The organism is Rhodococcus sp. BP-316, from assembly GCF_019836105.1.
Lineage (GTDB): Bacteria > Actinomycetota > Actinomycetes > Mycobacteriales > Mycobacteriaceae > Rhodococcoides.
This window is the reverse complement of record NZ_JABUEE010000003.1, coordinates 253,873-266,801: the sequence shown is the minus strand read 5'-3', so window position 1 is coordinate 266,801 and position 12,929 is coordinate 253,873. Positions and strand designations below refer to the sequence as shown.

The 12,929-nt window shown below is 70.2% G+C and carries 11 protein-coding genes; 6 read left to right on the top strand and 5 right to left on the bottom strand.

The features are described from left to right. Window positions 1-89: 89 nt before the first annotated feature. The 6 genes from HQ312_RS07490 to HQ312_RS07465 all read left to right on the top strand — a co-directional run bounded on the left by HQ312_RS07490 (window position 90) and on the right by HQ312_RS07465 (window position 6,612). Window positions 90-1,565, top strand: coding sequence for an MFS transporter (locus HQ312_RS07490; RefSeq protein ID WP_222638240.1), 1,476 nt, complete (start codon window positions 90-92; stop codon window positions 1,563-1,565). Next, window positions 1,562-2,215 (top strand): TetR/AcrR family transcriptional regulator, encoded by a 654-nt coding sequence (locus tag HQ312_RS07485; protein ID WP_222638239.1) that lies wholly within the window; start codon window positions 1,562-1,564, stop codon window positions 2,213-2,215. Before HQ312_RS07490 ends, HQ312_RS07485 begins: the two co-directional genes overlap by 4 nt. 68 nt (window positions 2,216-2,283) lie before the next feature. Further along, entirely contained in the window at window positions 2,284-2,916 is a 633-nt protein-coding gene (locus HQ312_RS07480) for a TetR/AcrR family transcriptional regulator (RefSeq protein WP_056447278.1), read from the top strand. Between the two features lie 109 nt (window positions 2,917-3,025). Beyond that, window positions 3,026-3,934 carry a diiron oxygenase gene (locus HQ312_RS07475; RefSeq protein WP_027503990.1) on the top strand — a complete coding sequence of 303 codons (909 nt, stop codon included), beginning with the start codon at window positions 3,026-3,028 and terminating at the stop codon, window positions 3,932-3,934. 7 nt (window positions 3,935-3,941) lie between these two features. After that, window positions 3,942-5,426 (top strand): 4Fe-4S binding protein, encoded by a 1,485-nt coding sequence (locus tag HQ312_RS07470; protein ID WP_222638238.1) that lies wholly within the window; start codon window positions 3,942-3,944, stop codon window positions 5,424-5,426. Window positions 5,427-5,982: 556 nt separating this feature from the next. Next, a complete protein-coding gene (locus tag HQ312_RS07465) occupies window positions 5,983-6,612 on the top strand; it encodes a hypothetical protein (protein ID WP_037183902.1) in 630 nt (209 codons plus the stop codon). Here the strand turns inward: HQ312_RS07465 and HQ312_RS07460 are convergent. The 5 genes from HQ312_RS07460 to HQ312_RS07440 are packed head-to-tail and all read right to left on the bottom strand — an operon-like array spanning window position 6,560 to window position 12,735. Further along, window positions 6,560-7,879, bottom strand: a complete 1,320-nt coding sequence (locus tag HQ312_RS07460; RefSeq protein WP_308123842.1) for an MFS transporter — start codon at window positions 7,877-7,879, stop codon at window positions 6,560-6,562. The genes HQ312_RS07465 and HQ312_RS07460 overlap by 53 nt on opposite strands. Next, window positions 7,873-9,651: an ABC transporter permease subunit gene (locus tag HQ312_RS07455; protein ID WP_222638237.1), complete on the bottom strand. Its 1,779-nt coding sequence runs from the start codon at window positions 9,649-9,651 to the stop codon at window positions 7,873-7,875. Before HQ312_RS07455 ends, HQ312_RS07460 begins: the two co-directional genes overlap by 7 nt. Then, window positions 9,648-11,141: an ABC transporter substrate-binding protein gene (locus HQ312_RS07450; protein ID WP_261782118.1), complete on the bottom strand. Its 1,494-nt coding sequence runs from the start codon at window positions 11,139-11,141 to the stop codon at window positions 9,648-9,650. The genes HQ312_RS07455 and HQ312_RS07450 overlap by 4 nt, the downstream gene beginning before the upstream one ends. Window positions 11,142-11,176: 35 nt before the next feature. Further along, window positions 11,177-11,953: an ABC transporter ATP-binding protein gene (locus HQ312_RS07445; RefSeq protein ID WP_307095153.1), complete on the bottom strand. Its 777-nt coding sequence runs from the start codon at window positions 11,951-11,953 to the stop codon at window positions 11,177-11,179. Beyond that, on the bottom strand, window positions 11,950-12,735 hold the full coding sequence (locus HQ312_RS07440) for an ABC transporter ATP-binding protein (RefSeq protein ID WP_222638236.1): 786 nt from the start codon (window positions 12,733-12,735) through the stop codon (window positions 11,950-11,952). Before HQ312_RS07440 ends, HQ312_RS07445 begins: the two co-directional genes overlap by 4 nt. Window positions 12,736-12,929: the final 194 nt, after the last annotated feature.

Genomic DNA, 12,929 nt, shown 5'->3' with positions numbered 1-12,929 from the left:
CACAGGAGCGGCGAGAACGTTGACGTGGGTAAGGATCGGTGCCTAATTTAAAACAGCTGTTTCAATCTAGCTGAGAAGAGACTCGACCCATGTCCTCACCCATCGCTGCCACGGCCGAGACGGAGGAGACCGGAACCGGACGCATCGTCGCGGTACTGGCCTTCGCCGGCATCACGGTCGCCCTGATGCAGACACTGATCATCCCGCTGGTTCCCCAGCTCCCCGCTCTGGTGAACGCCTCGGCCGCGAACACCGCGTGGGCCATCACGGCCACCCTGCTGGCGGGTGCGGTCGCCGTTCCCGTGACCGGCCGACTCGGCGACATGGTGGGCAAGCGGCGCATGCTGCTGGTCAGCCTGGCGCTGCTCGTCGCCGGATCGGTGGTCGGTGCCCTCGCGAACAGCCTCGTGCCCCTCGTCGTGGGGCGGGCACTGCAGGGTCTCGCCGCCGGTGTGATTCCCCTCGGCATCAGCGTGATGCGGGACGTGTTGCCTCGCCACAAGCTTCCCGGTTCGATCGCGCTGATGAGTGCGTCGCTCGGAGTGGGCGGCGCCCTGGGTCTTCCGGCCGCGGCGATCATCGCCGAGTACGCGGACTGGCATTTCCTGTTCTGGACGGCGGCTGCGCTCGGCGCACTGGTGGCGGTCGCCGTGGTCGTCGTCGTTCCCGAGTCGACGGTGCGCACCGGCGGCACGTTCGACATCGGTGGAGCGCTCACGCTGTCGGTCGCCCTGGTGACCCTGCTGCTCGGGATCTCGAAGGGTTCCGACTGGGGGTGGAGCAGCGCGTCGATCCTCGGCCTGCTGCTGGTGTCCGTCCTCGCGTTCGCGGCGTGGATCGTGTGGGAACTGCGCACTCCCCAGCCACTGGTGGACCTGCGGGTCTCGCTGCGGCGGCAGGTGCTGTTCACCAACGCCGCGTCGATCATGCTCGGATTCGCGATGTTCGCACTCAGTCTCGTTCTGCCGCAGATCCTTCAGTTGCCCGCCGCGACCGGCGTCGGCCTGGGACAGTCGATCCTCGTCGCGGGCCTGGTGATGGCGCCGTCCGGACTGATCATGATGGCCGTCGCGCCGGTGTCCTCGCGCATCACCACCACGCGCGGACCGAAGATCACGCTCATGGCCGGCGCGGCGACGGTTGCCGTCGGCTACCTGCTGGGCATCGTGATGATGGGCGCGGTGTGGCAGCTGATCGTGGTCTCGCTCGTCATCGGTGCGGGCATCGGACTGGCGTACGGAGCGATGCCCGCCCTGATCATGTCGGCGGTGCCCGCCTCCGAGACAGCGGCGGCCAACAGCTTCAACACGCTGATGCGGTCCCTCGGAACGTCGTTCGCCAGTGCGGTCGCGGGGGTCGTTCTCGCGTCGATGACCGTGTCGTTCGGATCCACCGCGGTGCCGTCCGAGGCCGCCTTCCGGATCACCATGGCCATCGCCGCCGGCGCGGCGATCCTCTCGGTCGTACTCGCCTCCTTCCTTCCGCGTCACCAGGACGGCGAGAACGAGGCGTCGGAGGTCGTCGGAGGTGCCGTCACCGACCGGGCCACCGAGCCGGTGGAATGAGCCAGGCCCGGTCGACGCGAGCCCCGTCCGCGCGCTCCGAGGCGACGCGCGAGGCGATTCTGGGTGCCGCCGAGCGGCTGTACGCGGAGAACGGTGTCGTGTCGGTGTCGAACCGTCAGGTCGGCGACGCGGCGGGGCAGAGCAACAGCGCCGTGGTCGGTTACCACTTCGGCAGCAAGGAGGATCTCGTCCGCGCGATCGTCGTCCGCCGGACGGGCGACGTCGAACGGATCCGCTCCGGCCACGTCGCGGCGATCGGAGAGGGTGCCGACCTGCGAGCGTGGGTGTCGGCACTGGTCCTGCCGTCGACGCAGTACTTCGCCGAGCTCGGCGCCCCCACCTGGTACGCGCGCTTCGCCTCCCAGGTCATGACGGACCCGGTGCTGCGGCCGATCCTGGTGGACGAGGCACTGTCCTCGGCGACGCTGCGAGAGACGGTGGCCGGCGTCATCTCGTGTCTGCCCCCGATTCCTGCCGACGTCCGCTCGGCCAGAGGGGCCATGGCGCGCACTCTGCTGACGCACGTGATGGCCGAACGAGAGGCGGAGTTCGCCGCGTCGGGCGCCGATCCGACGGCGTACTGGACCGCGTGCGGCATCGACCTCGTCGACGCCATCGTGGGGATCTGGTCCGCTCCTGTCTCCCGCTGACGTCGCGACGCGTCGTCAGCGGGCTCGCCGCGCCGACGACCGGGCACCCGTCGACCTAGACTTTCCGGATGCAGACTGCCGGGAACAGGCTCGAGCGACGGAAGGCGCGCACGCGCCAGGCTCTCGTGGACGCCGCGCGCGAGATGATCGCCGACGGGCGTTCCTCCACCGCGAGCATCGCCGACATCACGGCCGCCGCCGACGTCGGGTTCGGGAGCTTCTACAACCACTTCGAGGACAAGCCCGCACTCTTCGCCGCTGCCGTGGAGCAGGTTCTCGAGCAGATGGGGGAGACGCTCGACGGAGTCTCGCCGCGCTCGGACGATCCGGTGCAGATCTTCTGCGACGCCGTCAGGCGGACCGGTCGTGCCGCCGTATCGCATCGTCAGGCCGCGGAGATCGTCGACCGGTCGGGGTTCGCGTTGCTCGACGCGCCCGGTGGTCTCGGGCCGCGGGCCCGCCGGGATCTCGCGGCGGCGGTGGACGCCGGACGACTCGAGATCGAGGACCTGTCTCTCGCGACGGCAATGACGGCGGGTGTGCTGTTCGCCCTGGTGCACCGGTGGCTCGAGGACCCGGGCTCCGTCGACGATCGCCGGATCGACGACGCAGCGGAGCGGCTGCTGGTGATGCTCGGAACGGACCCCGACACCGCTCGGGCAGTGGCGCACACGGACCTGGAGATGCCACAGATCTCCTGACGATTCGGGACCGTCCCGACCCTGCGACGTCTTCCCGTGACGGCGAGTACCTGATAACCTCTGTCACAGTTAGTCACGGAGATGTACACGCCCACGGAAGGACGACGCCATGACCAGCACACTCGACCCGGAACTCACCGTCTCGGACGCCGAGGACGTGTCTGCTCGGCTGCTCGATTCCGTCGCAGCGCTCTCGTACGACCCCATGCAGGAGGTAGACTGGGAGGCTCCCCTCGACCCGGAGCAGTTCGGCCTCAATCCTGAGTGGAGCACCCTCTACGGCACCGATCTGTGGAAGGAGATGACGCCCGAACAGCGCGTCACCCTCACCCGCCACGAGGTCTGCTCGATCATGAGCACCGGCATCTGGTTCGAGATGATCCTGCAGCAGATGGTCCTGCGTGATCAGTACTGCAGCGACTCGTCGTCCTCGGACTTCCAGTTCGCGCTCACCGAGATCGCCGACGAGTGCCGCCACTCCCTGATGTTCGCCAAGGCGTGCCGCACCATGGGCATCAAGGCGTATGTCCCGCGCCGGCTCAGCATCGAGCTCGGTCGTGGCTTCAAGACCCTCGCCGTGTCCGAGGCCGCCTACGGCGGCATCCTCGTCGCCGAGGAGGTGCTCGACGTCATGCAGCGCGACTGGATGCGCGGCGAGAACGTGCTCCCGTTGGTGCGCACCACCAGCAAGATCCACGTCGTCGAGGAGTCGCGGCACATGACGTTCGCGCGTCAGCAGATGCGCGAGAACATGGCGGGAATCTCCGCCGCCCGCCGTAAGTCCGCGGCCCTGCTCATCGCCATCGCCGCCCGAGTCATCGTGTCCAACATGGTGAACAAGGACGTCTACGCCGCGGCCGGTCTCGACCGGGACCGCGCCGTGCGCGAGGCGAAGAACAACACGCACCACCACGTCATGATGCGCACGAGCAGCCAGCACCTGATGGCGTTCCTCAGCGACTGTGGACTGCTGACCAAGCCCGCTGCGGCCGTCTACCGCACCATCCACATGGTCTGACGCTCCCATGGCCTTCGCGATCACCCAGAACTGTTGCAACGACGCATCGTGTCTGTCGGTCTGTCCGGTCAACTGCATCCACCCGACGCCGGACGAGCCGGACTTCGGCAAGACCGACCTGCTGTACATCGATCCGCGGTCCTGCATCGACTGCGGCGCCTGCGCGGACGCGTGCCCGGTGGACGCGATCACGCGGGTGTCGCGGCTGTCGCCGTCGCAGGCGATCTACGCGGAACTGAACGCCGACTACTACCGGGACCGGCCGGTCGATCATGCATGGGGCGCACCGACGTTCCCGCCGGCGGACATCGGCTCCGTGTCGCTGAAACGGGTCGCCGTGGTGGGAACCGGGCCGGCCGCCTGCTACACCGCGACGGCGCTCCTGCGGCAGACCGATGCCGCGGTGACCTTCTTCGACAAGCTGCCCGTGCCGGGTGGTCTCGCGAGATACGGTGTGGCACCGGATCATACGAGTACCCGGCGCATCGGTGAACACTTTCGGTCGCTGTTCGTGCACTCGCGCGTGACGATGCGCCTCGGCGTCGAGGTCGGGGTCGACGTCACGGTGGAGGAACTCTCGCGGACCTTCGACGCGGTGGTCTACGCGGTGGGTGCCGATCAGGACAGGCAGCTTCCCCTCGAGTCCGAGGTCGTCCCGATGAGTGCCCGCACCCTCGTCGGCTGGTACACCGGTCACCCCGACGTCCCCGCCGACGCCGTGGATCTGCGCGGCGTGACGCGCGTCGTCGTGATCGGCAACGGGAACGTGGCGCTCGACGCGGCGCGAATTCTGACAGCTCCCGTCGAGGACCTCGTGGGCACGGACATCTCGGCCCACGCGCTCGCGGCGCTACGGGACAGTGCGGTGCGGGAGGTCACCGTGCTCGGTCGACGCGGTCCCGAGGTCGCCGCCTTCACCCGGTCCGAGTGCCAGGCGCTCGTCGATCGCACATCGGTGCCCGTTCTGGTCGCGGGCGACGACGATCTCTCCTCGGTCCTGGCGGCGCTGCCGCTGTCCGCGTCCGCTGCACCGCTCGCCGCCGCACCGCGCGCCGACGAGGCCGAGACGGGTGACGGCGCGCCGCGCATCGTCTTCTCGTTCGGGCGCGCACCGGTGGCGGTACGCCCGGGAGCGCTCGACGTCCGCGGATCCGGCACGTCCGACGCGGGGATCGCGAGCTCGATTCCCGCCGATCTGGTGCTGCAGGCGACCGGGTATCGCGGGTCCGCCCTGCCCGGACTTCCCTTCGACGTGGACCGCGGAACCGTGCGCAACGTCGAGGGTCGCGTCGTGGACTCCGAGGACCGCCCGGTGGCCGGGGCCTACGTCGTGGGATGGGCCAAGCGTGGCGCCACGGGGGGTATCGGCGACAACAAGCTCGATGCCGAGCGCACCGTCGAGCTGATGCTCGCGGACTCCCTCTCCGCAGCCACGTCGTCGCGTCGCGAGACGGCCGGCAGACGACCATTGTTCGGCCGCGCCGGCCGATAGGCGAGCCGTTCCCGCGCTCCACTCCCGGGTCTCCAGCAGCCCCGGACCGTACCTCTCGGGAGGTGTGGTCCGGGGCTGACTGCGTTCCGAGGTGTCGGTGTGGCGCTGTGAGAGCGCCCGAGTGGCCGTCGTGGAGCGCGAATTCGCCACGAATCGCCGACCCGCCGTTCGTGGCTTTTCACGAAATTCAGTCTGCTTCGTCGGTGCAGTTCTACGAGGAGTCACCAAAGCGACCCGGAATACGAACGGGTAACTCGGATATAGGTTGTCGTAACGGGTCAATGACCTGCGGTTCGTTCTCGGGCCTCGAAAAGGGCACATCCGTCGCACGTCACCGATTTCGGGGCGGAATCCACTTTTTGCTCGGGAAGCGGGACAATAAGTGTGTGGATTCGTCGTCCGGCGAGTCCGTGGTCTGTTGGTCGGGGCGCCGGACGGCGATCCGACAACTCTGTCCGAGAGGTGTCCGATGTCGACGACTCTGCTCGCCCCCACCCGCCTGATCACACAAGGGAGCACGCGCCTTGCAGATCGTGATAGTGGGACCGTTCTGGTGATGAGTTCCCCGTCCGCCGATCGTGGGCTCTGGGACGAGTACCTCGCCTGCGCCACGCGGTCCTACGAGCGCCACGGAGTGGGCGTCGCGCTCGACGTCGAGCGCGTCGCCGACGGTGCGGACACCGCTGTGTTCTACGCGGCCGTGGACCGTGCGGGGCAGGTCGTCGCCGGCGTCCGCGGCCAGGGCCCGTACCTCAGCGTGGACCAGTCGCACGCTCTGGTGGAGTGGGAGGGCAACGCCGCTCGGCCCGACGTCGCGGAACTCATCCACGGTCGACTGCCCGCCGGTGTCGTGGAGATGAAGACCGCGTTCGTCTCCGCGGACGCCGAGCATCCCGGTGCGCTCTCCGCACTGCTGTCCCGTACGGCGCTGCCCACCATGGTCTTCACGGGCGCCCGGTACGTCATGGCCACGGCGGCCGATCACGTGCTGCGACGGTGGGAGTCCGGCGGCGGCCGCGTGGCCGAGAACATCGCCCCGGCCGCGTACCCCGACGAGCGCTACCGGACCCGCATGATGTGGTGGGACCGGTTCTCGATCATGGACGACGTGACCGAGGACGTGTGGGCACGCATCACTCGCGAGACGGAGGTGCTGACGGGCCGCGATCTGGTTCTGGCGGCGTGATCGCCGGGGTCACCGGTACCAGTCGGCGAGCCACCGAGCGCAACGTCACTGCCGCCGCGAGCGGCAGGACCGCCGCGGCCGCCCACGGAACCGCCTCGCCTGCAGGCGTGTCCGGCATCGCGTCGATGATCGCGCCGAGCGCGACCGACCCCACGAGCACCCCGATCCCGCCCAGCGAGGCCAGCAGACCGTAGTACGAGCCCGTGCTGCGCTCCCGCGCCATCCGCGGGACCAGGTCGCGCGCGAACGGCATGGCGATCATCTGACCTACCGTCAGCAGCACGACGAACGCGGCGGGCCCCACGAGCCCTGCGGCACCCTCGGTGCCGAGCAGTGCGGCCACGGCCGCCGCGGCGAACGCGGTCGCCATGACGGCGAAACCCAGTGGGAGCACACGTACCAGCGGGAACCGGCGCAGTGCTCGGGTCACGCTCATCTGCCCGGCGACGACGAGTGCCGACGCCGCGGCGAAGAACCATCCCAGTGGTGCCTGCGATCCCCACACCTGCTCGACCCGCAGCGGCAGCAGGAGATAGAGCTGGTTGTACGCGACGAGCTGCGCGCTCATCGCGGCGGCGAAGACGAGGAACAGACGGTTGCGGGCGATCTCCCGCCAGTCGTCGAGCCAGGTGTCCGTGGTCGACTCGGCGCGTCGAGCTGGCAGCAGCACCACGTGCGCGAGCGTGATGACGACGAAGACCCCGGCCGCGACGAGGCAGGTCAGTCGGAAGTCCACCGCGAGCAGCGCGGAGCCCAGCAGCGGACCGGTGAACGCGCCGATCTGGCCGAACACGGTGAACAACGCGAACGCGTCCAGGCGGGACTGGCCACCCGCGCGTTCACCCTCGCCCGCTTCCAGCGCCACCGCGCTCTCGACGGCCGGCGAGAACAGCGCCGCGGCCACGCCGGTGAGCGCCGTGGCTGCGAGGACGGCCGGAAGGCTCTGGGCCAGAGCCAGTCCCACGAATCCGAGGACGCGCAGGACGCAGCCCGTCAGCACCACCGGTTTGACGCCGAGGCGGTCCGCCAGCGTTCCGCCGACGACGAAGAGTCCCTGCTGCGAGAACGTGCGGACTCCGAGCACGACACCGACCAGCGCGGCGCCGAGACCGAGGTCGGACGTCAGGTGCACGGACAGGTACGGCAGCACCATGAAGAAGCCGATGTTGAAGGCCATCTGCGTGAGGACGAGCAGTCTCACGGTGGGCGTGGCCGCACGGAGGTCGTGCCAGGGGAGCACTCGACCGCGGCGAGACGCCCTCAGCACGCGGAGACCGGGGTGGGACGGTCGGCCTGCGCGGCGGGACCGTCGGTGGACCGACGCCCACGGCGGGACCGGACGGCACTCGACAGCGAGACCGCCGTGACCGACAGCAGCACGAGGCTCACCAGGGGCGCGAGGGCCACCCAGGGCGCCCGCTCCACCGTGGACACCCCGTCGGCCAGCACGAGACCCCAGTCGGGACTGGGTGGTTGCGGTCCGAGCCCCAGGAAGCCCAGGGCGGCGAGTGCCAGGGCGATACCCGGCAGCCGCACCACCCCGTGACGCAGAACGGCGGGACCGACCGCCGGCAGCACCGACCCGAACAGCACGCGCAGTCGACCCGCGCCGAGTGTGGGCAGGACGGCGACGTACGGCCTGGCCGCGACCTCGGCCGACAGCGATGCAGTGTGCGCGGCCAGGGGTGCCCACGAGACCAGCAGGACAGCCACGGCTGCCGCCGCGGCGCCGGGGCCCACGACGGAGGCGACGATCACGCCGGCGATGACCGGTGGCGCGGCGTTGGTCACCTCGATCGGACCGGTGAACACCCGCGCCGCCGAACCGAGAACCAGACCCACCAGCACACATCCCAGTGCGACCGTCGCGGACACGGTGACGGTGTGCGCCGCACCGTGAGCGACGCGGGCGAGCACGTCGCGTCCCGACGCGTCGGTGCCGAAGGGATGCGCGAGGGACGGTGGCAGGAACTTGCCTCGCGTGGTGGCGAACGGGTCGCGGGGCAGGCCGACGAGCACCATGGTGCCCAACGCACTCGCGGCGACGGCGGGCACGACGAACGGGAACCGACCCGCGGCGACTCGAGCGGTGGGTACCGGGACGGCGTGATCGTGCACCGACCGGCCGAGCAGTGCCCGGCGGGCGGCCTGCGCGGCCACACCGATGAACACGCTGACCCCCATGAGCAGCAGGATGTCGGCCTGCAGCGCCGGAAGGTCCTGCGACTGAGCGTGTCCGAGCATCGATCGTCCGATCCCGGGGATGGCGAAGACGCGTTCGACCGCGACAGCTCCACCGAGCAGACCCACCATCACGAGGGCGATCTGGGACGTGAGCGACGAGGCCGCGCGACGCAACACCGCACGGGCGAGCGTGCCGCGGTCCACGTCGGCGACCGTCCACGTGGTCACCCATGCCTCGGTGAACGACACCGACACGGCATCGGCGAGCAGACGGCCGAGCAGCCCGCCGGCCGGGAGACCGAGTGCGAGAGCCGGGAGGATCGCCGAGGTCGGGCCGGTCCAGCCGTAGGACGGGAGCGACAGCCACACACTGCCGACGATCACCGCGACGGACGCCAGCAGGAACTCCGGCACCGAGGTGAGAACCGAGGCGCCGACACCCGACGAGCGGGTGGGCCGCCCCCGTAGCCCGGCGCGCAGTGCCGGAGCCACGATCACCGTCGCCACCGCACAGGCCACCGCGAGGGCGAACCCCATCAGGGTCGTCGAGACGGCGAGCGCGTCGAGGGCGCCGGGAAGGACGGGCCTGCCGGTGTTCCACGACGTGCCGAGATCGCCCCGCAGAACTCCGCCGAACCACTTGCGCAGCAGTGTGATCGGACCCGCATCGAGTCCCAGATCGGCGCGGACCGCGGCGAGTGCGGCGGGTGTCGGCTCCTGGTCCGCGGAGCGCGCACGCAGGATCGACAACGCCGGGTCGCGGCCCGACAGCCACGGCAGCAGTGCGACCACCACGATCACGCCCGCGACGGACAGCAGGCGAGAGGCGGAGACGAGGACGCGGCCGGACGTCATCCGACCGTGGTCTCGGTGGTGACCAACATCCGTTCCCGCGGATCGCGCGCTGCACCCGACACCGACGCGGCCTCACCCTGCACGACGCGCTCGTGCAGCATCGGCACCACCGCATCGCGCTCGAGTATCAGCCGCTCCGCCTCGAGGACGGCGGCTCGGCGCGCTGCTCCCGGCTCGGTCGCCGAGGCGGTGGACAGAGCGGCGTCGACGGCGGGGTCGCAGAACTGCGCGATGGTGAAGGAACCGGCGCAGGCGAAGTCGGAGTACATGTAGGCGACGGGGTCACCCGAGTCGAGCACGGTCGCCCGCGACAGGACGAACGCGTCGAACGCGCCGGCGAGAGCATCGGCCTCGATGAACTGGTACTCCCGGACCACCTGCTCCACCACGAAACCGCGGGCCTCGAGCTCCTGCTGCAACAACACCGCCACCTCGGGCAGTTCCGCGCGATCGGTGAAGGTGCCCAGGGTGATCCGTCGCCCCGCGGGATCGCCGGCCGGGGCCGTCGTGCGTGCGGGCCGGTCCGCCGTCCACGACAGGGCGGGACCCAGCAGTCCGCGGGCCACGTCGGCGCGGTTCTCGTAGACCTGGTCGACGAGTCGATCGGTGTCGACGGCCTCCCGCGCTGCGGCGCGCATCGACGGGTCGGCGAAGGCGCCCGTCCTGTTGTTCAGGTAGAGGGTGTTGGTGCGCGGCATGGGCACCTCGTGCACGAGAGCCGGATCGACCAGCGCCGCCTGCGACACCGGCACCGCCTCGACGATGTCGGCGGTACCGTTCCGCAGCGCCGCGGCCCGGGCCGTGCCGTCGGGGACGAAACTCACGTCGATGCCCGAGGCCTTCGCCGGACCACCCCAGTAGTCGTCGTTGCGATCGAGTGTCGCCGTGGACGTGCCGTCGACGGCGGTGAGCACGAACGCACCGGTGCCGTGTCCGACGGGATCGACGGGACCACCGCCCGCGTACGCGCCCGGCGAGAGGATGGCCAGCTGTGGGCTCGACAGTCGTTGCGGTACCAGCGGATCCACCGTCGCGGTGCGCACCGTCACGGTGTCCGTGCCGTCCGCCTCGACGGTCATGTCGACACCGTCGAGAATGCGGGGCTTCGGCGAGGCGGTGGTGGCCGCGGTGAGTGCGGTGACCACCGCGGCGGCGTCGAGCGGCGTCCCGTCGTGGAACCGGACGTCGGGCCGCAGGTCGATGCTCCAGGTCGTGTCGTCCACGCGAGTCCATGCGGTGGCGAGGGCAGGCTGTGCTTCGCCGAGATCGTCCAGTACGACGAGGGTCTCGGCCGTCGACCATCGGGACAACTTGAAGGCGTCGTCGCTCAGCGGGGTCAGCCCGGAGCGCGGCGGCTGCAGCATCGCCACACGCACTCGGCCGCCCCCGTCGTCGGCGGACGGTGATGCCGCGAAACAGCCGGACAGCGCGAGCACCGACACGGTGAGAACGGCGGAGAGGGGCAGCATTCGGCGGGGGGACCGCATCATGGGCATTCTTTCGAGGGAAGGTCGGACGGAACGAACTACAGGTGCGCGCGGACGGGAAGACGCGGTACCGCATCGACCAGGGCGCGGGTGTGGGTGTGCTGCGGGGACCCGAGAACCGTGGTGGTGCAGCCAGTCTCGACGATCACGCCGTCGGCCATGACCAGAAGACGGTCACTCGTGCGGGCGGCGACGGCGAGATCGTGCGTCACCAGCAGCGACGCGGTGCCGTCGCGGTCGCACACGGTCTCGAGGACATCCAGGACGAGATCTCGCAGGGGCAGGTCGAGTCCACTGACCGGTTCGTCGGCGACGAGGTAGCGGGGTCGGCACGCGAGGGCGCGAGCGATGGCCACCCGTTGTCTCTGGCCGCCCGAGAGCTCACCGGTGCGGGCGCCGACCATCGACGCGGCCACCTCCACCGAGTCCAGGGCCGCGAGGGCGCGAGCGCGGTGATCGCCCTCGCACCGCAGCCACCGCAGCGGTGCGGCGACCGAGTCGAGCACGGTGCGACGCGGGTCCAGTGAGGAACCGGGATCCTGCGGAACGTACTGCACCTCGCGGCGGAACCAGCGGGTCGAGCGGGCCGTTCCCGGCCGGATCGCGGCGCCGTCGAGTGTCACCTCGCCGGAGTCGGTCGTCTCCATCGCCAGCAGCATCCGGAGCAGGGTCGACTTGCCCGAGCCGGAGGCGCCGACGAGTGCGATTCGCTCCGAGGGCGCGAGGGAGACGGTGACGTCGTCGACCGCGAGCGTGTGTCCGTCGTACCGGCGCGTCAGTGCGCGGCCGTGCAGACCGGGAGATCCCGACGTCACGATGCGACCGGGGCGGAGTGCAGCGCCGCGTCGGCGGACCGTGCGCGCGAGACGAGCCTCGCCGTGACGGGATGGCGCGGTGCTGCGAGAATGTCTGTGACGGTGCCTGTCTCGATGATCGTTCCCCGGTCGGCGACCACGACGCGGTCGCAGAGAGAGGCGGCGACGGCCAGGTCGTGCGTGACGAACAGCAGGGCGGGTCCTCGATCGCCGCCGGTCGCGGCGCCGAGAGTCGCGACGACGGTGCTCTGGCTGACCACGTCGAGTGCCGTGGTGGGCTCGTCGGCCACGATCACCGGGGCGTTCGAGGCCAGAGCCATCGCGATGCAGACACGCTGACGCTGCCCGCCGGAGAGCTGGGCCGGACGCGCTGCCGCGATGCGCTCGGGATCGGTGAAAGCCATGCCCCGCAACAGTTCCTCTCGGTCGGCACGTCGCCGACTCGCCTCGCCGCGATGGCGCAGTGCGAGATCGAGCTGCCGTCCGACTGTGAGGAAGGGGGCGAGTGCGGACGACGCGTCCTGGAAGACCATCGCCGCCCGGGCGTCACGGGGGCGGCGGGGGACGGGCGTGCCCGCCACGTCGTGACCACCGATGCGCACGTGACCGTCGACGACCAGGTCGGGAGGGGTGACGCCGACGACGGCGGACGCGATCACGGATTTCCCGGAGCCGGACGCGCCGACCAGTGCGACACGTTGTCCCGCAACGACATCGAACGTGACGCCGGTCACGAGCGTGGTGACGCCGGCCCGGACGGTCAGGTCCTCGACCTCGAGCACGGTGGTGTTCCTCCGCCTTCTGTCGATACTGATAATCGTTGTCGTCGAGACAGTAGGGGTTCGTGACGATGGGGGCAAACCGGCCGACGTCGCCCGTCCGATCCGACAACGGTTGTCGGTAACGCTATGATCGCTGCACGTCGTCCTCGCAGGCGATCCACCGTCACCGATCCGCAGCTGCTCGCAGCGCGGTG